At 66.8% G+C, this 23,461-nt stretch carries 21 protein-coding genes; 12 read left to right on the top strand and 9 right to left on the bottom strand.

What is annotated here, in order from left to right; all coding sequences use genetic code 11:
* Positions 1-266 precede the first annotated feature (266 nt).
* The gene (locus tag ACQP2D_RS18205) at positions 267-1,271 is read left to right on the top strand and encodes a heme/hemin ABC transporter substrate-binding protein (RefSeq protein WP_433684868.1); all 1,005 of its coding nucleotides are present in this window, start codon (positions 267-269) and stop codon (positions 1,269-1,271) included.
* A gap of 40 nt (positions 1,272-1,311) precedes the next feature.
* Here ACQP2D_RS18205 and ACQP2D_RS18200 read toward each other — a convergent pair whose 3' ends face one another.
* Entirely contained in the window at positions 1,312-2,601 is a 1,290-nt protein-coding gene (locus ACQP2D_RS18200; RefSeq protein ID WP_433684867.1) for a metallophosphoesterase, read from the bottom strand.
* Positions 2,602-3,017: 416 nt separating this feature from the next.
* Entirely contained in the window at positions 3,018-8,480 is a 5,463-nt protein-coding gene (locus ACQP2D_RS18195) for a carboxyl transferase domain-containing protein (RefSeq protein WP_433684866.1), read from the bottom strand.
* Positions 8,481-8,877: 397 nt separating this feature from the next.
* Between ACQP2D_RS18195 and ACQP2D_RS18190 the strand changes: the two genes are divergently transcribed.
* Positions 8,878-9,243, top strand: coding sequence for a hypothetical protein (locus ACQP2D_RS18190; RefSeq protein WP_433684865.1), 366 nt, complete (start codon positions 8,878-8,880; stop codon positions 9,241-9,243).
* A 197-nt stretch (positions 9,244-9,440) separates the two neighbouring features.
* Here the strand turns inward: ACQP2D_RS18190 and ACQP2D_RS18185 are convergent, their stop codons facing one another.
* The 4 genes from ACQP2D_RS18185 to ACQP2D_RS18170 form a co-directional block, all read right to left on the bottom strand.
* Positions 9,441-10,673, bottom strand: a complete 1,233-nt coding sequence (locus ACQP2D_RS18185) for a lipase family protein (protein ID WP_433685689.1) — start codon at positions 10,671-10,673, stop codon at positions 9,441-9,443.
* Between the two features lie 235 nt (positions 10,674-10,908).
* A complete protein-coding gene (locus tag ACQP2D_RS18180) occupies positions 10,909-11,250 on the bottom strand; it encodes a hypothetical protein (RefSeq protein WP_433684864.1) in 342 nt (113 codons plus the stop codon).
* Between the two features lie 345 nt (positions 11,251-11,595).
* A complete protein-coding gene (locus ACQP2D_RS18175; protein ID WP_433684863.1) occupies positions 11,596-12,087 on the bottom strand; it encodes a nuclear transport factor 2 family protein in 492 nt (163 codons plus the stop codon).
* Between the two features lie 10 nt (positions 12,088-12,097).
* Positions 12,098-12,685, bottom strand: a complete 588-nt coding sequence (locus ACQP2D_RS18170; protein WP_433684862.1) for an NADPH-dependent FMN reductase — start codon at positions 12,683-12,685, stop codon at positions 12,098-12,100.
* A 137-nt stretch (positions 12,686-12,822) separates the two neighbouring features.
* Here ACQP2D_RS18170 and sigJ point away from each other — a divergent pair, with 137 nt between their 5' ends.
* On the top strand, positions 12,823-13,713 hold the full coding sequence (gene sigJ, locus ACQP2D_RS18165; RefSeq protein ID WP_433684861.1) for an RNA polymerase sigma factor SigJ: 891 nt from the start codon (positions 12,823-12,825) through the stop codon (positions 13,711-13,713).
* Between the two features lie 200 nt (positions 13,714-13,913).
* On the opposite strand, the gene ACQP2D_RS18160 is transcribed toward sigJ, so the two are convergent.
* Together ACQP2D_RS18160 and ACQP2D_RS18155 are read right to left on the bottom strand one after the other, a co-directional pair.
* Positions 13,914-14,396, bottom strand: coding sequence for a hypothetical protein (locus ACQP2D_RS18160; protein WP_433684860.1), 483 nt, complete (start codon positions 14,394-14,396; stop codon positions 13,914-13,916).
* 361 nt (positions 14,397-14,757) lie between these two features.
* Complete coding sequence (locus ACQP2D_RS18155; protein WP_433684859.1) at positions 14,758-15,432, bottom strand: alpha/beta fold hydrolase; 675 nt, start codon at positions 15,430-15,432, stop codon at positions 14,758-14,760.
* Between the two features lie 286 nt (positions 15,433-15,718).
* Between ACQP2D_RS18155 and ACQP2D_RS18150 the strand changes: the two genes are divergently transcribed.
* The 3 genes from ACQP2D_RS18150 (at position 15,719) to ACQP2D_RS18140 (ending at position 16,997) form a co-directional block, all read left to right on the top strand.
* Entirely contained in the window at positions 15,719-15,991 is a 273-nt protein-coding gene (locus tag ACQP2D_RS18150; protein WP_433684858.1) for a hypothetical protein, read from the top strand.
* A 434-nt stretch (positions 15,992-16,425) separates the two neighbouring features.
* Positions 16,426-16,623, top strand: coding sequence for a hypothetical protein (locus ACQP2D_RS18145; protein ID WP_433684857.1), 198 nt, complete (start codon positions 16,426-16,428; stop codon positions 16,621-16,623).
* Positions 16,620-16,997, top strand: coding sequence for an MbtH family NRPS accessory protein (locus ACQP2D_RS18140; RefSeq protein WP_433684856.1), 378 nt, complete (start codon positions 16,620-16,622; stop codon positions 16,995-16,997). The genes ACQP2D_RS18145 and ACQP2D_RS18140 overlap by 4 nt, the downstream gene beginning before the upstream one ends.
* A 226-nt stretch (positions 16,998-17,223) precedes the next feature.
* On the opposite strand, the gene ACQP2D_RS18135 is transcribed toward ACQP2D_RS18140, so the two are convergent.
* Positions 17,224-17,922 carry a type 1 glutamine amidotransferase domain-containing protein gene (locus tag ACQP2D_RS18135; protein WP_433684855.1) on the bottom strand — a complete coding sequence of 233 codons (699 nt, stop codon included), beginning with the start codon at positions 17,920-17,922 and terminating at the stop codon, positions 17,224-17,226.
* Between the two features lie 117 nt (positions 17,923-18,039).
* Here ACQP2D_RS18135 and ACQP2D_RS18130 point away from each other — a divergent pair, with 117 nt between their 5' ends.
* From ACQP2D_RS18130 to ACQP2D_RS18105, 6 genes are all read left to right on the top strand, one after another.
* Positions 18,040-18,648: a TetR family transcriptional regulator gene (locus ACQP2D_RS18130; RefSeq protein WP_433684854.1), complete on the top strand. Its 609-nt coding sequence runs from the start codon at positions 18,040-18,042 to the stop codon at positions 18,646-18,648.
* A 7-nt stretch (positions 18,649-18,655) separates the two neighbouring features.
* Positions 18,656-19,252, top strand: coding sequence for a YdcF family protein (locus ACQP2D_RS18125; RefSeq protein WP_433684853.1), 597 nt, complete (start codon positions 18,656-18,658; stop codon positions 19,250-19,252).
* A gap of 292 nt (positions 19,253-19,544) precedes the next feature.
* Complete coding sequence (locus tag ACQP2D_RS18120; RefSeq protein ID WP_433684852.1) at positions 19,545-20,708, top strand: ROK family protein; 1,164 nt, start codon at positions 19,545-19,547, stop codon at positions 20,706-20,708.
* 155 nt (positions 20,709-20,863) lie between these two features.
* Entirely contained in the window at positions 20,864-21,907 is a 1,044-nt protein-coding gene (locus tag ACQP2D_RS18115; RefSeq protein WP_433684851.1) for an ABC transporter substrate-binding protein, read from the top strand.
* A complete protein-coding gene (locus tag ACQP2D_RS18110) occupies positions 21,904-22,752 on the top strand; it encodes an ABC transporter permease (protein WP_433684850.1) in 849 nt (282 codons plus the stop codon). Before ACQP2D_RS18115 ends, ACQP2D_RS18110 begins: the two co-directional genes overlap by 4 nt.
* The gene (locus ACQP2D_RS18105) at positions 22,728-23,450 is read left to right on the top strand and encodes an ABC transporter ATP-binding protein (protein ID WP_433684849.1); all 723 of its coding nucleotides are present in this window, start codon (positions 22,728-22,730) and stop codon (positions 23,448-23,450) included. Before ACQP2D_RS18110 ends, ACQP2D_RS18105 begins: the two co-directional genes overlap by 25 nt.
* Positions 23,451-23,461 lie beyond the last annotated feature (11 nt).

Here is a 23,461-nt window from a genome sequence, read left to right as displayed (position 1 = left end):
GGACCGAAACGCACTGCCATACACCTGGCCGTTTGACCAATTTTCTTGCGGTTCAACCTGCTTTAACTTCCGCCGCGTCGAGTTCACTTCCGGACTCGCGCCCGTCCCCACCAGGCAACACACATCAAGACCTGGCAGCCGGTCCGCGATCGGCCAGTAAACTACTCATGAACGCCGGAAAACCATTGCGGGAAAACAACTTCCGATACAACATCCACAAAAATTGAGTAGCGAACAGTGCGCTGCCCCCGGATACTGTGACAATCATGTTCAGCCGCGCCGGACTCGGAATCCTGGCATTCGGACTCGCCTGCACGCTGGGGCTCAGTGCCTGTTCGTCACAAGGGCAGACCGATGTCACTACCAAGGGCGAAATCACAGCAACCCTGACAGATCCCGATCCGCAACCGATCGCAGCCGACCCGCGGCCGAGGCTGCCCGTCACCGTCCGCGGTTTCGACGGCACCGACGTGACGGTCTCCGACACCAGACGCATCATCGCGGTCGACCGCTTCGGCACCCTGGCGCAGACGGTGTACGCACTCGGCCTGGGCCCACATCTCATCGGTCGCAGCACCGCGGCGAAACTCCCGGCGATCATCGACCGCACCGACGTCACCCCAGGCGGTGAGGCCATGAGCGTCGAGGCCGTGCTGGCCTTGCACCCCACCGTATTGCTGACCGATACGACCACCGGGACCCCCGCGGTCTTCGAGCAGTTGCGCGCCGCTGGCGTGTCGATCGTCTTCTTCGATCCGGCGCGAACATTGACGGGAACCGGTCCGCAGATCCAGGCCGTCGCGGACGCGCTCGGCGTCCACGACCAGGGTGTCGCGCTCGCCCAGCGCACTACCGCGGAGATCGCTGCCGCGACCGCGGCCGTCCCGGCGGGAAAGCCCAAGCCGCGCATCGCATTCGTGTACCTGCGCGGTACCGCGCTCACCATGCTGGCCGGACCGGGCTCGGGCGCGGACGCGCTGATCACCGGGCTGGGGGCGGAGGACGCCGGAACAGCGGCCGGACTGACCGAGCCCTTCGTCACCATCACCAGCGAGGCGCTGATCGCGGCCCGCCCCGACATCCTCCTGGTCATGACCGATGGCCTCGCCTCGGTGGGCGGCCCGGCCAGCCTGCTCGAACTGCCCGGCATCAGACAAACTCCAGCTGGACGTGCCGACCGGATCATCGATATGTCCGATAGCGTCCTACTCTGCTTCGGCCCCAATACCGGACGGGTGATGACCGCACTGCTCCCAGCTGTCTATCGCTGACCGCTAACGGCGGCGGTACGGGCACCCGGCCAGCGCGACATCACGCCTGCCGCGAAGCGAGTTCGACCACGGTGATGTCGGATGGCGCCCCCACCCGGACCGGCGGGCCCCACGCCCCGGCGCCACGCGTGACATACAGTTGCGTGTCGCCGTAGCGCTCCAGCCCGGCAACGGTCGGATTGGCCAGGCCCGCAAGGAAATTGCCCGGCCATAGCTGTCCGCCGTGAGTGTGCCCCGACAGCTGCAGATCGACGCCGTGGGCAACCGCATCGTCGACCAGCACGGGCTGGTGCGCCAGGAGCACGGCCGTGCGCGACCGATCCCGATCGCCCAGCGCCCTGCCGAAGTCGGGACCTTGTCCGGTCGACGCGCCCTGCACATCGTTGATGCCTGCGAGGTCGAATCCGGGCAGCTCCGTTCGGGTATTGGCGAGCAAGTGCAGTCCCAATTCCTGGACGTGCTCGATCCATTCCTCCGCGCCGGAGAAGTACTCGTGGTTGCCGGTCACGAAATACGCACCGTGGCGGGCGCGCAACCCGGCCAGCGGCGCGACAGCGGGGCGGAGATCCTCGACAGTGCCGTCCACCAGATCACCGACGACGGCGATGAGGTCGGGCTGTGTGTCATTGATCGTGGCGACCACTCGCTCGGCGAACCCACGTCCGAGAATCGGCCCGAGATGGATATCGCTGACCACGGCAATACGGAACCCGTGCGCACGGCGAGGCAGTTTCGCCAGTGGCACGACGATGCGCCGCACACTCGGGCCGCGCAGCACACCGTAGGTTCCGTAGCCCACGGTCGTCACCGCGGCAGCAGCGGCCGCACCGCCCACGGCACGAGATACGAAGAGCCGGCGCGGAATTCGATTGACCGCAGCAGCGGCCACCTCCGACGATGACTCCGGCTGCGTCTCGGCACCGCGCCCCGGGATCGGCGCAATGGGGGCGGCCGTTTCTCTTACCGGGATCGTCGCGGCGGTGTCCCCCGCCGAGTCGCCGCGACCGGCCCATCTCAGCAACACGAATCGGACCACCTCGCCCACGAACAGCGCCATCAGCAAGTACACGAAGACAGCACCCCATAGAAAGCCCGGCCAGGCGATGACCTGAACGAGCCGAAACGGTGCCCGCATGCGTTCGGCGACCACGGTCCCGATCAGCAGCACAGGCCCAGCCACCACGATGGCGCTGCCGATACGCCGGGAGACGGAGCCCGCGACAGTCGTATCACGCACAAGACGCCGCCAGACATACCAGTGCAGCGCAACACCTGACACCGCGACACCGACAACCCCCACCACAACCGCGACAACCACAACAACGACCACCACGCACTCCCACATGCCGAAACCCGCGGCTCCCCAACCTACGTCACCGAACCGCCCACCGCGCCCGAACGACCCACAACACCAGCGGCTTTCAGAGCTGGCTCACTCGGACCCACCGGCCCGATCACCCTGCCGCTGCAATTCCGGGACCGGATAAGGACTTCCACGCCGATGCAGACCGACTCCCGTCGGCGGACTCGTACGAATCCCTGCACTGCTGCGGTGTGCCCGGTCCCGGTCACGCAGCCGAGCACGCGCGCCGCATCGAATCCACAGCGGCCTCAGACGCCGGGAGGCGGCGTTGGTACAACGCCGCCTCCTCCAGCTCGCCTCCGCGGGTAGCCGTTTCACCGACTAGGGGCCCGATATCGAGCCCGTAGTCCTGCCTGCCTCAGCAATCAGATGGTCCGCGATGGTCAGCCGGGCAGACCTGCCTCGATGGCTTCGATGATGCGCGGGCGCAGTTCGGCGGCGCGGATGATGGCATCCACCGAACCGACCTCGACAGCGCGCTGAATATTGTGCACGCGGTCGAATTCCGCTGCGACCTCACCGAGTTTCTCCGTGCGGACCGACGTCCGGACCTCGTCGCGTTCCGCTGTCAGTGCCGCGCGGTCGGCGCCGACCGCGTTCGCGGCGCGTGCCTCGAGGTCCCGCACCCGCTGATCGGCCGTGGTGCGCGCATCGACCTCGCCGGAGAACACCACCGCGGCCGCGGGGGCGCCGCCGAGCACCGAGGCGAACGAGCCTTCCAGCGCGAGCACGGTCATATTCGGGTTGAGCAGCTTCGAGAACACCACGAACGCGCCGCCGTGATAGCGCGAGATCACGCAGAACACGATGGGCCCTTGGAAGTTCACGATCGCACGGCCGATCTCGGCGCCGTACTCGAGCTGCAACTTCCGCATCGATTCCGGCGAGCCGTCGAAGCCCGACAGGTTCGCCAGCACCACCAGCGGCCGATTGCCGCTGGCCGCGCTGATCGCCCGTGCGGCCTTCTTCGACGACCGCGGGAACAGTGTGCCCGCCGTGTAGGTGTCCGGCCCATCGGTGGACGGGAAGCCGCGCCGCGGCACTCCCCTGGACTCGATGCCCAGCAGGCACACCGGGATACCGCCGAGCCGCACGTCCTGCACCACGGCCGTCTCGGCGTCGGCCATCCCCGCCCAACGTTCCAGCACCGGGTGGTCCTGATCGGCCACCGCCCGCATGACGGTCCGGATATCGAACGGCTTCTTGCGGTCCGGGTTGGCGGAGGCGGAGAAGATCTCGCCGACCGTGGTGAAGTCACTGCCCGCCACGACATGCGGGAAGTCGGAGACGTCGCGATCGATCGGGTCACTGGTCCGAGACCGCCGCGGCGACTGCTCGCCGGGTGCCACGTAGGTGTGGTCGTAGTGCGACATCAGCACATCGCGCGCGGCAAGCAGATTCGGCGCCCAGTACTGTGCCTGCCCGTTCGGGCCCATCACCCGGTCGTAGCCGCCGATGCCGAAGTTGTCCTCGGCCGACACACCACCGGAGAAGTCCAGCGCCTGCTTGCCGGTGAGCACCATCGCCGAGTCCGGCGTCATCACCAGGATGCCCTTGGTGTGCATGAGCATCGTCGCCTCGGCGTTCCAGTACGGCTGCGCACCGACATTGATGCCCGAGACCACGATATTGATCTCGCCGCCGTCCTGGGTGAATTCGACGATCCGCTTGAGCGCCGCCGCCACCCAGTCCATGTTCTCGGTGCCCGACTGCATCGAGATCCGGGCGCCGGAGGACAGCGCGTACCACTCCAGCGGCACCTGCATCCGTTCGGCCAGGTCCATTGCGGCGATCACGCGACGGCACTCCGGCTCCGAGAGCGCGCCGAGAGATTTCGTCGGATCACCGAGCAGCACCACCCTGGTGATGCCGTCCGGGTACTGCTCGGTCGGTGTGGTGACCACGCCCGCGACGATCGCGGCCCTATTGCGTCCCTTGGGTCGGTCGACCGGCACCAGCGTGTGGTCGGCATCGAGGTCGTACTCTGCGAACTCACCGAGCAGACCGGTCAACTCGTAGGGGTAGACGGTATTGCGGCTGCTCGCCCGCAGCACCTTCTGCCGGTACTCGTCGAGTGGCTCGACCACCTCGTCGGACCGCTCGCCGATGGTCACCTCGGTACCGCCGGTGGTGTCGAAGGATATGCGCACGGCGACCTTGATCAGCTCACCGGACCTCGGGGCCCGGTGCCGCGCGATGAGCAGGATCTCCTCCAGCCCGGCTCCCGCGGTCGTCGGCCGCACGCGATCGACGATCGTCTCCAACTCGGAGCGGGTGATGTCAACCGGCGGCCAGATGTACATCACGATGCGGTTGGTGTGGAAGCGCTTGGCCGACGGCCGCTGCGACTGTGCCCGGCGGATCGAGTCGAGGCAGGTGGCGATGGTGCTCTCGGCCGTCGGCAGTGCCAGCAGCCTGCCGTCGTGCTCACGCAGCGCGGCCAGGTCACGCACCTGGGCGAACGCGACGAGGCGCTCGTCGGACGGGTTTTCCTTCGCGATGCAGCGGAACAGGTAGATCTCCTCGTCCGAGGACGGCAGCCGGGTGAGGTCGAACTTGCGCAGCCGCTTCATCTGCATCCGCTCCGCGATGTAGGGATGCAGGCCGCGGATCAACCGCTCCTCGGCCATGCCCGTCGCGGACGGGCGGAAGGTGAAGTGATGGTGCATCACCGCGCCGCCGCTGCCGGCGACGGTCGCGGTGATCCGGTGGATCTGGTTCGGCATTGGCCGCGCACCGAGCACTTCCTGCAGCGCCGCCGCCATCGCGTCGAAGTCCTCTGGCTGCTTCTCCCAGCTCAGGTAGATGTCGACCTCGATGGACGCGGCCCCGCTCGCCAATTCGGTGAGACCGCGCAGCACGGTGTCGAGCGCGTCGAAACTCACCGCTGCGGACACCAGGCTCAGGCCCCGGCGCTCGGCGATCACGAAGGTGCACCCGCCGGCCTGTCGGGTCTGCACACTGGCCAGTCCCTTGTTTCCGTAGTACCGCCGGGTCAGCACCTCGAGCATGGCGGTGTTGTCCGCACTGCCGCGCACCAGCCGCTGACCGAGCAGCCGCACCAGCGGCTCGGTGCTGCGCACCATCTCGGAAATGCGCTCGGCGCGATCGGGCGTTTCCGGGTGCGCGTCGAGGTGGCTCAGCTGTTTACGGACATTGGTGTAGACGCGGGCGCGGTTGCGCCGCAGCAGCGGCTGGCCGAACCAGGCGTACACCAGGCCGCGGGTGAGGTCGGCGATCACCGGGAAGCGCACCTGCGTCGCGGCCACCAGTCGCTCCAGCGCCAGGCCGACCGGTTCGCGCAGCGCCCGGTCCGGCACCGGCTCGCGCAGCCATTCGCGCAGCAATGTGGTGATGACCGTGACGGTGTCGGATGGACGTTGCTGGGCGAGGAAGATCCGGAAGACCGCGGCTTCGAGCTCGGGAGAACGCTCCAGATCGGCGACGCCGTAGTGCCCGAGCGCCTTGGCGAGCGTGGCCTGATACGACTCCGGCAGCCCGGCCCGCTCGACATCGAGGCTCTGCAGGTAGGTGTGGAAGTACTCGCGGGCGCTGTGGACATGCCCGTGGCCACCGTCCTCGTCCCCCGACCGGTTGTGGCTCAGTTCGGAGAGATCGGCGAACACCTGCACGAGTTCGATTTCCTCGGCGAGGGGGCGACGGTTGTCCGCGAGAGCTGCCCGGCGCACGGCGAGGTAGCGGTCGAGTACGCGGCGGTCGTCATGCGGGTCCACGTCGAAGCCCAGCAGCAAACTGCGCAGGTCCTGCAGGCTGCGTGCCGTACCCTCGTGCGGTCGGTCCGGTGCGGACTCACCGGGCAGATCCAGCTCGACCGACTCGACCACCGCGGCGTCCGTGGCCTCGTCGTCCTCGGCGAGCGGCTCCAACCGCAGCAGCGGCGCACCGGTCTCCACCTGGGTGCCGACCGAAACAGCGCATTCCTTCAACCGAGCCCGGAACGGCGCGCGCAGCACCGTTTCCATCTTCATGCTCTCCAGCACCAGGACCGGCGCGCCCGCCTCGACCTCGGCGCCGATCTCCAATGGCGTGGCAACGACCAGCGCGGGAGCGGGCGAGCGAACGACACCACCCTCGTCTCGGCTGATCCGATGCGTCACACCGTCGACATCGACCAGATGAATCGGCCCGTGCGTACCGGTGATCACGCGGTAGCGGGTGCCGTTGACCACGATCTGCCCGGTATGGCGGTCGAAACGCTCGAGGTCGACATCAGCGGCGGCCGTATTGCCGCCCGCCTCGATGCCGACGCGGAACCGGTACGCACCGATACGTGCGACGCGCACGCGGTAGCCGACGCCGCGCAGCTTGAGGTCGTGCGGGCGACCGCTCTGATGCTGCACCTGGGGACGTCCACCGGCCGCCGTGGACAGCAGCCGGTGCCGCTCGACCCGCTCTTCCTCTTCATAGGCATCGATGGCGGCGACGGCCACCGCGATCGCGGAGTGTCGATGCGATACGAGACGCCCCTCGGCGCGAACACGGTCGATCCAGCCGGTGTCCGCGCTGGCGTCGATCACCTCGGGCTGGTTCAGCAGGTCGAGCACGAAGCTCTTGTTCGTCGCGCCGCCCTCGATGACGACCCGGGTCTTCGCCACTGCCCGGCGCAGCCTGCCCAGCGCTTCGTCGCGGTCCCGGCCGTAGGCGATGATCTTGGCGATCATCGAGTCGAAGTCGGCGGGAATCGTGTCGCCCTCGCTGACGCCGGTGTCGACTCGAATGCCGGGCCCGGCAGGCAGGTCCAGCCGCGCGATGCGGCCCGGAGCGGGCGCGAAGTCGCGGTCGGGGTCCTCGGCATTGAGCCGGGCCTCGATCGCGTGCCCGCGCTCCGCCGGAGGTTCGCCCTCGAGCTTGCCGCCCGATGCCACCAGCAGCTGCGCCCGAACCAGGTCGAATCCGGTGGTGCACTCGGTGATCGGGTGTTCGACCTGCAGGCGGGTGTTGACCTCGAGGAAGGCGAACAGCTGGTCACCCGGGTGGTACAAAAACTCGACGGTCGCAGCGCCGCGGTAACCGACCGCGATCGCCAACCGCTCGGCCGACGCCTTGAGCTCGGCCGCCTGCTCGGGGCGCAGCACCGGCGACGCCGACTCCTCGATGACCTTCTGATTGCGCCGCTGCACCGAGCAATCGCGGACACCGAGCGCCCACGCGGTCCCCTGGCCGTCCGCGATCACCTGGACCTCGACATGCCGGGCGCCGGTCACCAGCCGTTCCAGGAAGACCACGCCACTGCCGAAGGCGCGCGCGGCTTCCTGACGGGTGCGCTCATAGGCATCGACGAGCTCGGCCTCGTTCGTGATCACCCGGATACCCCGGCCGCCGCCGCCGGCGGTCGCCTTCAGCATCAGCGGGTAGCCGATATCGGCGGCGGCCTCGAGGGCCGCGTCCACGGTTTCGACCGGACCGCGGCTCCACGGCGCGACCGGCACGCCGACTTCCTCCGCGATCAGCTTCGCGCCGATCTTGTCGCCGAGCTTGCGCATGGCCTCCGGACTGGGGCCGATGAAGGTGACGCCGATCTGCTCGCAGAGCTCCGCGAACGCCGGATCCTCCGCGACGAAACCCCAACCGACCCACGCGGCGTCGGCCTTGGTCGTCACCAGAGCACGCTCGAGCGCCTTCGGGTCGAGATATGGGCGTGCGGACGCCGGACCGAGGTCGTAGGCGATATCGGCCTCCCGCACGAATGTCGCGTTCCGGTCGACATCGGTGTGCAAAGCGACGGTTTCGATCGGTCTCCCGGTCTCCGCGGCCAGATCTTGGACGGCATGGATGAGGCGCATGGCGGCCTCTCCGCGGTTCACGATGGCGATGCGGCTGAACACTCGCCCGCTCCTTCCACTCCACAGCACTGGCCCGCTCGGGCTAGGGGTTGCGACTACCGGTCCCGCGTAGTCTGCACCTCATACTGCTCGCAGGTACAGGGCGTCACGCGGTTACCCGCGCGTATCGTGGGAAATCCCTCATGCGAGCCCATGCCAGTCGGTGGCGGAATCCCTCGGTCCGGCCAGGTTCCAGTACCGTGCCCGTGATCGGGGGTAGTTCGGCCTAGGTATCGATGAGAGCATTCGAACGAGAGTGGCGGGCGGCGATTCCCGACCAGCATCGCCAGATGTGTTGACCTGCAACGTTTCTTCGTTTTCGAGCCCGCGCGGCGGCGGGGGCGTATCCGATTGGCGAGGGCACCCGAGCAGCTCTGCCGCAGTGTAGGAGGTGATCGGTGTGGCCGACATTGTCGATGCATTGCACGCTCGCTGCGCGGAGGTCGCGGGCGAGGCGATCCTCTCCGGAGCCGAGCACCCGACCCTCACCCTGAGCACGCGTGAGGTAGCCGACCTGCTCAACCATATGGCCGACCTACGCCGCCGGCACCACGACATCGACCTCGCCTACCGCGAACTCGACCACCGCTACACCGTGCTGCGCCGAGCCGCCAGCGATGCCACCGCATCGTTGGATCGGATCCGCGCTGTGCTGGAGCAGCGCACCGCGCATCCGGAAGCGCGTGCACGCCAGGCTTGCACCATCGCCCGTTTCGCTGCTCAGAACCTCACTGCCGCAAGCCTGAACACCGAGAAGGCGAATTGACCATGCGGCCCGCGATGCGGCTCGTCACGAAGATCAGGGTGAACACCTCGATATCGAGCCCGGTCAGGATCTTGCGGTCCGCCCGGTCGCGCCGCAAACCGGCGCGCGATCGGTGACGTGGACGACCAACGATTGCCGTCCACGCCACCGACACCGTGCTCGGGCCAAGCGACCCCCTACGACGATCCCGTCGGATCTCAGCAGGCGACAGGGGCCGGTTCGCCGCGAACCCGCCCCTCGAGCCACCGCAGCACCTCAGGTGCGCCCGCTGCCGCAGCGGTCAAATGCTCGGGCACGGACACCGTCATCGTCTGCAGCTGCACCCCGGAATTGCACCAGCGGCGGTCGGTGTTTTCGATGGCCTGGACCGGAACCAGCGGGTCGCTCGGCGAATGCCATTCGAACACGGGCATTTCCGGCACCCCTGGGTACAGCTCCAGGCTGTTTTCCTGTACCACAGTCCAGGCCTCGGGCCTGTCGAAGATCGAGGTGGTGGTGACGTACTCGCGAGCGCTGCCGTTGACGCCGATGGCGAGGATCTCGTTGGTGCAGCGGTTGGCCATGGCGTCACGCAGCGCCATGCCACGCTGGTTCAGATACCTGGCCATCGGCACTTGGTCCGGATACTCACGCTCCAAACCGATTGCCGTCGCCATGGCCAGCCCGAATGCCGGGTGCGGTTCGAGGCCGAGCGCCTCCGCCATTGTCAGCAGGTTCATCGGTGCGCCGCCGATGGCCGCGCCCGCGATCCGCAGCTCACCGGCGTAGGACGGCTGCAGCACTGACGCCCATGAGGTGGCCAGGCCGCCGCCGGAGTAGCCTGCCATCGTCACCGGGCTGTGCTGCACGGCGAGTTCGGGCAGCCGTTTCACCGCCCGGATGCCGTCCAATACGATGTGAGCACCCAACTGCGCAGCTCCGAGTGCGAACTGCGGTCCCAGGTGATCCGGCATCGCGACAGTCCACCCCTCCTGCAGCACCACGTTCAACATCGTCGCCGTCGCCGACAGATTCAGATCGCCGCTGTACAGCTTGTGCGATACCGCGCAGTCGGTGCCGAGCGCATTGATGAAGTGCTGATACGACAGCAACGGCGCATCGGGCTGATGGCCCAGGGGGGTGAGGACCGTTGTGGTCGCCGCGATCGGCCCACCATGCGAGTCGGTCGAGCGGAATTTGACCAGTGTGACGGTGGCGCCGGGGAAGAGAGGCACCGGCGGCATCGCCCGCACGTCGAGAATGTCACCGGGTTGGTGCGCTGCCACATCCCCCGGGGCGGCATAGAACGGGTCCGGATCGGCGGCCGGAAACAGCGGTTCGGCGGTTGCCGTCGTCGCCAGCAGCGCGAGTGCCACACCGCTGAGTACACCCAGGACCTTGATCCGAACGCTGCGTCTACTACCGGAGAAAGCATGGAACGGACGAGTCACGACCTTGACCTCCACGGATAGTTCGCGGACATTAGTCGACAAGCCAGGCTGAATACAAATACCACATCCGGCAAACCTCCAGCGACACTATGGAAAGAAAGCCGAATTGGTCCAAATAAGTAGCAGCCACGCATCCGCTGTGAACCCAAGCCGGTGGCGCTATCGTCAAACAATTCAGGGCAAAACGACAGCTACACCGACAGTTACGCCATGCCGGGACGCCCCCGGCATCCGCTCAACCGAGGCTGATCCGCAGCATGTCCGCGCGCCCGACAATCTTGACCCGCTCGCGTCCCGCACGTTCACCGCGTGTCCGCTCGAGCGCGTCGAGGCGATACCAGCGCGCCCAGGTCGGGAATGGAATGCCCTTGGCCGTCAGGAAGGCGATGACCGACTCCGGCGCGGAATCCACCGCACCTGGGCGGATTTCGCGATCGTCGAGCAAACAGGCCACGGTTTCACCGGCGTCGCCCTCGGTGTGCCCGATGAGACCGACCGGACCGCGCTTGATCCAGCCCGCGACGTACACACCCGGCAGGTAGTGCACCCAACCGTGCGCATCCGCATCGATCAGCACCCGACCCGCCTCGTCACCACACCCGCGCGCTTGTCGAACGGCAGCTCGGCCGGGCTCTGGAACAGGCAGCCGACGGCACTAGACGGCGCCCACCGGCCAGGCCCGGAAAACGCCTGTGCCCTCGACACTTCCGGTTCCGTCGAGCCGGGTGCGCGCGGTGCGCAGGCCGACGACGCCGAGGATCTCGGTTGTTCGGCGGCGCGCTCGCACTGCCCCTGGCCGTCAGCAGCCTGGCGTTGCAAACCGCCACCGGATGGCGCTGATCACGCCGATGACGGGGCCGATCGCAATGGGAATGCCGCCCACGGGGTTGCCGGTAGCGGCGGCCCCGTGGGCAGCGCATGATCACCCGTGCAGTTGGGCAGCGGATACGTCCACACCCAGTCCGTTCTCTCCCGGCGGTGAGCCCGGCAGCGGCGAGTTGTCGAGGTATCGGATCTCGTAGACCCGCTCGGTGAACTTCCAGCCGTCGGCCGTTCGCCGGTAGCGATCGTGGTAGATCGCGTAGTTCAAATGTGAACTGCCACTTCGTAACCGACCGAATTCACAGATATGGGCACGACCGGAGGCGGTATCGCCGTCGACATCGACCGCGCCTGGATGGGTGTGCTGCACGAAGTAGTCCCATGCGCCTTGCATTCGCGGCATTGCGTTCTCCAATTCGGCGCGTCCGGAAACTTCGATACCCGCGTCGGGGATACGCAACACCGCGTCGTCGGTGAACAGTGCAGCCAGGCGCTCGAAGTCGTGCATCATCACCGCGTCGGTGAATCCGGCGCAGAGCGCTTCGATCTCGATACGGTCGGCGAGTGACCGAAAGTCGTTCGGCGTAGACATTATTGGCTCCTCAGGAATTGACGAGAGTGGTTTCGGCACCGGTCTGCCGTAGCGGTGCGAGCGCGGCGCTCCATGCGAGGACCTGGTCCAGCAGCGCGTTCAGGGCCGTGGTGTGGCGGTCGCCCGGTGTGAAGGCGGTGTAGTTCTCGAAATCGGTGAGCACCGAGATCGTGACCTGTTGGCTCACATCGGCCATGCCCAGCGCGCTGCAGACCAGCCGCAGATGCTCCACCGCGCGGACGCCGCCACTCGCGCCGTAGGAGACGAATCCGACCGCCTTATCGGCCCACTGCGCGAACAGGTGGTCGATCGCGTTCTTCAGCACTCCGGGGGCCGAGTGGTTGTACTCGGGAGTCACTATCACGAAGCCGTCGAACGGGGCGATTCGCTCGGCCCAGGCTCGGGTGTGCTCATGGACGGAGGGGCCGAACATCGGCGCCACCGGCTCGTCCAGATGCGGTAGCGGGTGGTCGCGCAGGTCGATCAGTTCGAACTCGGCGTCGTCGCGACGCGATGCCGTGTCCAGAACCCACTGGGCGACCTGTGGGCCGTTGCGATTGGGCCGGGTACTGCCGAGAATGATGCCGATTCTGATCATGTCCGGGAACTCCTGCTCTGCTGAAGGTGTCACGACCTTCCGACGACGCAGCCGATCGGAATGTCAGGCCGCCTCACAGTTCGGGTCGCTATTTCGTCAATTGGGTGAGGGCCGCATCGACCGAAGGAGCCGACACCATGACCGATCCGCACCTGCGCTCGGTGATCAGCGAACGCCGGCAGCTGATCAATCTCGCCTACCGGCTGCTCGGCTCGCTGGCCGAAGCCGAGGATGTTGTGCAGGAGACCTATGCGCGCTGGTACGCGCTATCCGAGCGGCAGCGGCAGGATGTGGCGGCGCCCGGCGCTTGGTTGACGACGGTCGCCAGCCGCATCTGCCTCGATCTGCTCGGCTCGGCGCGGGCCCGGCGGGAACGCTATGTGGGCGAATGGATTCCGGAGCCGGTCCCCGACCGTGCCGAATGGCTCGGCGGTCCCGCCCCCGCCGATCCCGCCGACCGGGTCACCCTCGACGAGTCGATCAGCATGGCCTTCCTGGTCGTGCTGGATTCCATGACACCGGCCGAGCGGGTGGCATTCGTCCTGCACGACGTCTTCCGCTACTCCTTCGCCGAGGTCGCCGACATCGTCGGGCGCACCCCCGCGGCCTGCCGCCAGCTCGCCTCCTCCGCCCGCCGCCGCATCCACACCGCGCAGGCGCCGTCGAGCACCCAGCGCGCCGAGGTGGTCCGGGACTTCAAAAGGGCCTGGGAAACAAGAGATATCGAGGCGCTGATCGGCCTGCTCGATCCGCAGGCGACCGCGACCTCCGACAGCGGCGGCCTGGCCCCGGCCTTCCTGCACCCGATCAACGGCGGTGAGCAGATCGCCCGCGCCTGGGTCGAAATCGCTGCCCGAGCCCCCGAGGTGACGCTGCTCGAGCGCACCGTGAACGGCCAACCCGGCCTGGTCGCACAGCTCGCCGGCACCATCGTGTCGGTCTACGCCTTCGATATCGACGACGGCCGCATCACCCGCATCTGGGCGATCCGGAACCCGGAGAAACTGCGTCCCTGGACAGCGGACTGAACCGCGCACGCGGCGGGCGTGCGTGACCGTTCGACGGGATGAGCGGGGCGCGCAATTGGGCGGGCAGGTCGAGGTCACACCGCCTTGCCTGAGGCGGACCGGTATCTCGGATTCAGTGGGCCTTCTGGAGCCAGTCCTGGTAGTGCGTTGGTGCCAGAGTCGTTTGTGCGGATCCCTCGTGGTGACGGAGACAGCCGGGCTCAAAGAGCCGTGAAAGTACCCAACCCCGAGGACAGAGTGATGGCGAAGCCACCGGCGGTCGCGATGGCGACGATCTGTCCCGCCCCGGTGAACACCGGCACCGGACCCGGAGCGCAAGCGCAGGGCTGCTGCGCCGTTTCCCGATCTGCCACATCCACCACACCGATCGCTCCGGTCGTCAGGTTCGACCACTGAATCCGCGCGTGGGAGTCGAAAATGGTGCCACCGCTGAAGGGTGCCGGGTTGGCGACCCCGAAGGTAGTGACTCCCGGGGCGTCGCCGACGGTCGCCGTCAGGTAGATACTGAATTGCGATGGCACACCCCATGCTTGGGATATCTTCACCAGCGGCAACTGGAACGTGGTCAGTTCCGCGGCGCGAGCGGCGGTGTGCTGCCCCAGCACGGACGCACCGACCACCGCACCGATGACACCGAGTTTGGCGACCACGCCAGCAACCCGGCCAACCACGTCGTTCGTCACTAGCCCTCCTCACGGTCGATTCCGGCCTGCATCCACATCGGCGACGCCATGACCTCCGATGACGTGATCGCCGGATCAGCTTCACCGACAGCCCCATTCACAGCGCTGCCCGCGCATTCGACAAGGCGCCACGAACGGGCATCCCGCCTAGTAAACAACCAGAGGTGCGATATTTGCCGCATCGACCCGCCCAGACTTGCGGCTGCTGGTCGAGCGATAGGGCTCGAGCATGATCGGGACACCGCCCGGCGGCCATAAAGACATCGGCGCCCCTGTCGGCAGCCACGGTGCAGAAATCCGTGCCGACGGTGGCAGCGTTCGAGTCGTGTGAGCGCATCGGAAAGGCACGCCACGACGTCGGCTAGTGGCCGCCGAGCAGTCCTTGTTCAGCGGCGTACGCCTGTAGGCGGTCAACCAGCTCGCGTGGGCGGCTCAGGGCCGGGGTGTGCCCACTGTCGATCTCGTCGGGGGTGATACCCAGGCGCTCCTGGGTGATGCGGCGCAGGAAGCCAGCGGGGAACAGGCGATCGTCGCGACCGATCAGGACTCGCGTAGGGACATCGGGCCAGGTCCCGAGCGGTGACGGTTCGCCCATCCGGGCCTCGGACTGGGTGCGTGCTCGGTTCAGTGCTTCGGCGGCCAGCTCCGGCGGAACATCCTGGTAGAACAGGGCGATCGTATCGTCGTACCGGACCCGCACCTCCTCGCTGAATCTCGTATGGGTCCAGTAGTCGGCGGGCGCCTCTCCCGGCGCGGGGATCATGGGCGCGACCAGGACGAGCAGTTCCACCGCCACTCGGTCGCAGACGAGCGGGGCGGTGAAACCGCCGAAGGATTGTGCGACCACGATGAGATCGGTCCGTTCGCCGATGGCACCGACCACGGTGTCCACGTACTCGGGCAGGCCGGCCGAGTCGTCGTCGCATGGAAGATCCGGGGCGATGGCCTCATGACCTCGTGCGCGCAGTTCGGCCGCCACCAGATGCCAGTACCAGCCGACATCACCAGCGCCGTGGATCAAGACGAATGTGGCCACCCGGCCTCCCTTCTCGAGATGCTGCCGCCTGGCTCCGGTGCAATCGATCAGCCGCAAGCACTCCGGTTTCGTGCTGAGGTTAGGCGGCAGTACCGACAATCTCGGCCGCGTTGCCGGGCGTGAGGCACAGTGTTTGCCAGGGGAGTTGGGGTTTCTCACCGTCTCGATTGGTCAATATTTATGCAGCGGACCGTCGGTCCCGCGCGATCGGCGCCCGCCGCACACCCACACTGCACCACCCCGCCCGCGAACCGCGCGACCCTGCGCGAACAAGGAGGAAGAACAAGTGCGATCCAGCAAAGTCGGTGCCATCGCCATTGCACTGGCCGCCGCCACCGTGGCCGCGGCAAGTCCGGCGCAGGCCGATGAACCCGCCCCCGGTGCGCCCAGCGAGATCATCTCGATCGATCTCAACCTGCTGGGATGTTCCATCGGCGCTGGACTCGGCGTGGATCTCGTACTCGCCCTCGCCAGTAGCGGTTCCAGTTCCAACGCCAGCGTTTCGTCCGGTCTGGCGGCCCGCCTGCGCGCCGCCGGGTGCCTGCCCTGGCCTCGGTAATCGTGATGCCCCGCGTCGGCTGGCGCGATGTGGGTTGATCTCCCTATCCGCGGTCTCGGTGTGGCCTGGTAACCAGACCACACCGAGACCGCAACTAGCTTGTGTGGCAACGATTGTCGGTTCGGAATCGCAACAGCGTCGGTCGAGCTACTTGAACAGATCGCGCGAATCTCGCACTCCGATCGGCGATTCCGGATTCTCGATGTCGTCGGGCGCGCCCCCCGGAGGCTCACCGCCATGAGAACGTCAACTCCGTAGGGAATCACCAGGGACGCATACACATTCAAGCACCACCAGATCTGTATCAACCGAATCCACTGCGTACCAGCGACATTCGCAATATTCCCATCATCGGGAATGGTCGACAGGCAACGGCGACCCACGCCATCGGGTTTACCGGCAGGACTCAGCCCTCGCTGCAATGGAGCGTCCACGTGGGGTCAGATTCGTCGGAGGCCACCCGACGCGGTGGCATCGTCCCGCCCGGTTTCGTCGACCTCGAGCCGGGTGCCGGCGAATACCTTGTGGTGGCAGTCGATTTCGACCTCACCAGCCGCGGTGAAGCAGGGTTTCGTGACCTCGCGACGCTGCTGCCCGAGCCGGCCGCGGCAAGTACCTCGCCGCGTATGTGACGCTGCGCACCGGGTCCACCGCCGACGAGTCGGACCTGCGCGGCCACATGGCATCCACTGTCGTCGACCACCTTCGGCCCCACATCTATGTGCTGCGCACCGAAGCATCCGTCACCGCCAACGGCAAACTCGACAGACGCCGCCTCATCGACGGCACGGCCGCGCCAACGACACCGACCGCCGGTCCACCCCTGCGCACAGTCGTGGTCAATGACGATGACCAATACGCGATCTGGCCCGCGCACCGACCCGCGCCCACCGGCTGGACAGCGGTCGGCCGTCCCGGCACTCTCGACGAGTGCAAGGCACTCGTCCGTCGACTCTGGTCCGACATCCGCCCCTCCCGCCGACGACCCGCCCTCGAGACCTCGTAGCCGCGGCATTCGCCCCCGTGTGCCTACCGGACGCTATCGGCATCCCCATCATGGCCGCCGCGGTCACCCGAACTCGGCCGACACCAGCTGATGACGCTGGGCACCTACGCCTAGTGCGCGGCCGGGGTGGACCTCAGCGATCGGGTGATCAGATCCTCGACCGCGTCCGGGGCTTCCCACGGCGGGGTAGGTCCGACACCGGGCAGGACCGTGACGGCAGCGCCGCTCACCCGCGCAGTTCCGACACCAGCAGGTGCGCCAGCTTTTCCGAGGACTGCGGGTTCTGGCCGGTGTAGAGATTGCGGTCGGTCACCACGAACGGCCGCAGGGGCATGCCCTTCAGGTAGTCGACACCGGCCGCCTTCAGCTCGTCCTCCAACAGCCAGGGCGCCTTGCGGGCAAACCAGTTCAATCGCTCTTCCCGGTTCGACAAACCGGTCATCCGGTAGCCCGAAAACGCCGAACCGCCATCCGGATTCGTGGCCGCCAGGATCGCCGCCGGCGCGTGACACAGCAGGGCCAGCGGCTTATTCGAGGCGAGCCGATGCCTCAGCAGCTCACCCGAAACCTCGTCGTAGGCAAGGTCTTCCATCGGACCGTGACCGCCGGGATAGAACACCACATCGAACTCGTCGGCATCGACCTCGTCCAAAGGTCGCGGAGCGCTCAGCGCGGCGCCGATGCCGTCCAGGTAGTTCTTGATCGCACGCCGCTTCTTCGGCATCCCACCGGCGAAACCCAGACTCAGCTCATCGAGAGTGGGCGGCTTACCACCCGGTGTGGCGATCGTGATATCCCATCCGGCCTCGCTGAAGATCCGATGCGGAACCGCCAACTCCTCCGCCCAATATCCGGAGGGGTGGACGGTGCCGTCGCCGAGTGTCCAGCGATCCGCCGCCGAGACCACGAAGAGAACCTTTGTCATGTTTGCTCCGCCTCCTTGTGCGTGGTTCTTCGAGATTGAGTGTCACTGCATGACAGATATGTCATGTGTCGACACTTTTGGCAGTGTACGTCACATTTGGCATTGTATGCTTTTTGCATGGCAGTAGCGGACACCAGCGGTTTGCGCGCCCGCACGCGCGAGGCATTGAAGGAATCCTTGGCCGAAACGGCGATCGAGCTGTTCGACGAGCGCGGATACGACCAGGTCACGGTCAATGACATCGCAACGGCCGCCGAAATCTCCACGCGCAGCTTCTTCCGCTACTTCCCCAGCAAGGAAGACGTCGTCTTCGGCAGCCGAATACCCACTGCCGAGAAGGTCCGTGAAGCATTCGTCGCCAAGCTCGGCGACACCGATATCTGGTCCGCCCTGCACGCGACCTTCCGCGAGGGCTCCATCTGGATGGAGGAGGACGCCGCCAGCTGGAAACGCATCATGCGCGTGATCACCCACACCGGCGAGTTGCGGGCGAAGAATCTCGAAAAGCACCTCGCCTGGTCCGCTGCACTCTCCCCGGAAGTCGCCCGCCGTCTCGAGGCTCACGATGACACCGCTGACCTCGAGGCACGTGCAGTGGTCAGCGCCGCCCTGGGATGCTTCGAGGTCGCGCTATCGCAGTGGGCCGATAGCGAGGATGCGCGACCACTGCCCGAGATCATCGATCGTGTCTTCGCATTCATCCGGATCCGACCTCCTCTCGATTGAGAACCACATGCGGAAACGAACTCGGCTTTCGGCCATCGGTCTCGTGCTCGTGCTGCTGTGGGGCGAGTGGGAGAACTGGCGCGCTTCCCGCAGGCTGGTGGGATCGGCCACGGGTGGCTCCGAGGCCGTTGTGGTGCTCGGCTATCGCAACGCGGGCACCCGCGCGAACATCATGAACCGGTGGCGGGTGCGAGCCGGTCTGCGGTCCATCGACCCGCACGCGGTCAGCACTCGTCTCGTCCTCTGCGGAGGGGCATGCGCGGGCCCGCACACCGAGGCAGCCCTGATGGCCCGCTACGCCACGGCGACCCGCGGGTACCGCGGCGAGGTCGTCTTGGAAGACCAGAGCCGGACCACATGGGAAAACATCGGTTTCGCGCTCCCGCACCTGAAGGACATCGATCGAATCAAGATCGTCTCGCTGCCCCTGCACGCCGCGAAGGGGCGACGATACCTCGCCCAGCAGTGCCCGGAGCTGGCGTCGCGCCTGGTGCGAGGAGCGGAATACCGGTTCGGTGAATGGATAGCGGCAAAGCCACTGATGGCCGTCCACGGCCGGTGGCAGGACGCTCGCGACCGACACGGTGACCGTCCAGCTCGCTGATCCGAAAAGGCTACCGCGACAACCTTTCTGGGCCAGGCGCGGTGAGTGGGAAGTCCGCTCGCGCGTCAGCCGACCAGATACCGATCATCGTCTCGGAACCACAGGTGGGCCAGTCTGCGCGGCACCTGGCGGGGACATAAAGAAACCTGCAGCTCAGAAGGCAATTCGTGGCACGCCCCTCGGCGAATGGTCTGATTCCGGACGGACAGAATCGGCTCGAGCGCAACAGTTCCTCGAGGGGCGCGACTCGACGACGATGGGGGCGTTTGGGTCGAGGTGAAGGTGAGCTCGGATGGCGGTGGCAGGGGGCAATAGCGCGGGGGCGGTATTGCGGGCGGTGCTCGAACAGGGAGTGGCGACGCGGACCGCGATCGCGCGGGTGGCCGAGCTGTCACCGGCGACCGTGACCACGCAGGTGCGGGCGCTGGTGGCGGCCGGGTTGCTGATCGAACATCCGGAGACGGCCAGCCCGGCGGGGATGGGGCGGCCGCATTCGCCGCTGGAATTGAACAGCGCGGGCAATGTGGTGATCGGCGTGCACATCGCGGCCGAACACGTCACCGTCGCGGTGCTCGATATCGCTGGGACGGTGCGACTTACGCATCGGGTGCCGCACCCCAGTCTGGATCCCGATGCGATTCTCGATGGGGCGGCCGCCGAGGTACGGCGGTTGCGGGCCGAGCTCAGCGAACGGGTGATCGGGCTGGGGGTGGCGGTCGGCGGGTGGGTCGACAGTTCGGCGGGGGCGGTCGTCGATCATATTTCCCTGCGGTGGCGCAATGTCGCTGTGCGACAGTACCTTTCCGAACGAACCGGGCTTTCGGTCGGTCTGGACAGCCATACCAGGGCGCTGCTGCACGCGGAGCAGTTGTTCGGAAAGGCGCACAACGCCTCGGCGACGGTGGCGCTGTTCGCGGGCAATGTGATCGATGTGGCGTTCGCGGTGCACGGGCGAGTGCACTACGGTCCACGGTCGGCCGCCGGAGCCATCACGCGACTCGCCGGTGGGGAGGCGGCCGATGCGGCGCTTATCGAGTGCACCGATCGTGCTCTGGTCGCGCGGGCCAGGCGGGAGTCGCTTGCGGTCAGCGGCATTCGGGATCTCATCGCCGCCGCCGGGCGCGACGAGGCGGCGCGCGAACTGTTCAAGGATCGCGCCAGGGTGCTCGGCCGGGTGGTCGCGGTACTGATCGACCTGCTCGACCCGGATGCGGTGGTGATCGTGGATCCGGCCCTGGTGCGGGTGCCGGGCGTGCGCGCGACGTATCTCGATGTGGTGCGACGGTTCTCGTCGTGTGAGCGGCCCGAGGAGGTCGTCACGGGATCGTCGTTCATCGGGCGGGCACTGGAGACGGCGGCCGGCACCGTGGTGTTGCAGCAGCTGTTCACCGATCCGCTTGCGGTGGTGGCCGCGGCCGCGCCGGTCCCTCCGATCACGGCCTTTAATTCCGAGTAATTTTAAGTCGAACGAATGTTGCCCGATCGCAACGTCTTCCGGGACAGTCTGTGCATGGATAAGCACGCACGCGCCACCCGGTTCGAAATCCTCGATTGTCGCCGCACCTCGGATTTCCGTTATACATTCCGGCACTTGCCATCGAGGAGAGAGAAATGCGAACCACGATTCGCGGAATAGGATTGGCCGCCGCGGCGGCGGTACTGTTCCTCAGTGGCTGCGCCACCCGCAACAGCGGGGATACGGATCTGTCCGCCGGTCTGCCGACCGCGGTGCCGCCGGGCACGAAGCTATCGATTTCGGTGAACACCACCCGCGTGGCACTGCAAGCCGCCGGGCAGCTGAACACGCTGCCGTTCACCGTATCCGATTGGCCCGCGGTGCAGGCCGGACCTGATGTGATCCAGGCATTCCGCGGCGGTGCGCTGGATGTGGCCAGCAATGCGGGGATCCCACCGATCCATGCCCACGCGACGGGCGTGGACGCCAAGATCGTTGGGGTCAAGGTCCGGGAAACCCCGCAGTACAAGCTGGTGACCGCGCCCAATTCGGCGATCAACGCGCTCGCCGATCTGCGCGGTAAGAAGATCGGTTTCTCCCCGGGACAGGCGCAGGGCGTGATCGTGCTGCGCACGCTGCAGGCGGCCGGGATCGGGCTGAACGAAGTCGAACTCGTGGAACTCAACAGCACCCAATTCCTCACCGCACTGCAGGGCAAGCAGATCGATATCGCCCCGCTCGGGGAGCCCTCGATCACGAAATACCTTGCCCAATACGGTGATCAGGGCGCAAAGGCGGTGGACACCCCCGCCGTGGACGCACTGACCATCCTGTGGGCACCGACCGCGGTGCTGCAAGATTCCGCGAAACTCGCTGCCGTCACGGAATTCGTGAAGATCTGGGCACGTGCCGATATCTGGTCCTGGGAACATCCCGAGGAATGGGCCGACGCATATTACGTGAAGGACCAGAAGGTTTCGGCCGAGGACGCCCGGCGAATTCTGCGGACCGTGGAACGCCCCTATTACCCCGCGAATTGGGACGAGGCCCTCAAATGGGAACAGGAGACCATCGACCTGGTCACGAAATCGGGCTACTTCGGTAAGAGTTTCGACGCCGCCGCCCTGTTCGACCGGCGATTCGAGCAGTTGGCCGCCGATGCGGTGCCCACCCAATATCGGACCAAGGAGAAGTCATGACGCTCGCATTGCCGCGCCTCGCGGTGTCGGCCCCCGTGGCCGCGGACGGCTTCGTCGACCGGCGTAGCCTGCGTCGATTGGGACTGCGCAAGCCCGTGCCCTTCACCCGCCTGCTCGGTGTGGCACTGCTGCTGGGCGCCTGGGCCGCCGGAATCCATTTCGGCCTGCTCGACGAGCGCAAACTGTCCGCACCGTGGACCGTGCTGGACACCGGCTGGGAGCTGTTCCGCGACGGCAGCCTGGTGGACAATGTCGTGGCGTCGCTGCGCCGCGCGGCGCTCGGACTGGCAATCGGCGTGGTGGTCGGGACGGGACTGGCCCTGCTGTCGGGTCTTTCGCGGTTGGGTGAGTCGCTGATCGACGGTCCACTGCAGATCAAGCGCGCCGTCCCCACGCTCGGCTTGATTCCGCTGATGATCCTGTGGCTCGGTATCGGCGAGGAGTTCAAGGTCGTGCTGATCGCCTTCGGCGTGGTCATCGCCATGTACATCCAGACCCATGCCTCGCTCACCACCATCGATAAGCGATTCGTGGAACTGTCGGAGGTGCAGGGTGTTTCGCGGACGCAGTTCATCCGCCGGGTGGTGATCCCGGGCTCGCTGCCCGGCTTCTTCCTCGGGCTGCGATTGTCGGTCACGGGATCGTGGCTGGCCCTCGTTGTCGTCGAATCCATCAATGCCACAGACGGATTGGGCAAGATGATGAGCAGCGCCCAGAACTATGGGCAGGCCGATGTGATCCTGGTCGGCCTGGTCATCTACGGCATCTTCGGGCTGGTGTCCGATGCCGGTATCCGTTTGCTCGAACGCAAGGTGCTCTCATGGCGTCGAACCATCGCGAATTAGGCGTCCAGACCAGGGATCTGGTCAGATCCTTCGGCGACCGGACCATTCTGGACAAGATCACGCTGAGCATTCCGCCCGGCCAGTTCGTCGCCCTGCTGGGCCGCAGCGGCTCAGGGAAAAGTACCTTGCTGCGTGCGCTCGCCGGACTGGATCACGACGTGGCCGGGTCGGGCACGCTGCGGGTGCCCGCGAAAACCGCTGTGGTGTTCCAGGATTCACGCCTGCTGCCGTGGCAGCGAGTGCTGGCGAACGTGCTGTACGGACAACCCCGCGCCCTGCGCGACGCCGGTGCGGCGCTGCTGGCGGAGGTCGGGCTGGCAGGCCGGGAACGCGCCTGGCCGACGGAACTGTCCGGCGGCGAGCAACAGCGCGTGGCACTGGCCCGATCCCTGGTGGGTGCACCCGATCTGCTGCTGGCCGACGAACCCTTCGGCGCGCTGGATGCCCTGACCCGCATCCGCATGCACGAACTGCTGCGCGATCTGATCCAGCGGCACACCCCGGCCGTACTGCTGGTCACCCATGACGTGGACGAGGCGATCACCCTGGCCCAGCGCGTGCTGGTGCTGGATTCCGGCCGCCTCACCGTCGACCTTCCCATCGAACTTCCCGCCGAGCGCGACCCGGGCGACCCGGAATTCCAAGGCATCCGCCGCACCCTACTGACCGCGCTGGGCGTTGTCCCGGCCGGTGTCTGAAAGGACTCACA

Origin of the sequence: Nocardia sp. CA-119907 (assembly GCF_050955995.1) — a bacterium.
Classification (GTDB): domain Bacteria; phylum Actinomycetota; class Actinomycetes; order Mycobacteriales; family Mycobacteriaceae; genus Nocardia.
The sequence above is the reverse complement of the archived record's forward strand: the minus strand, read 5'-3'. Positions and strand labels throughout refer to the sequence as shown.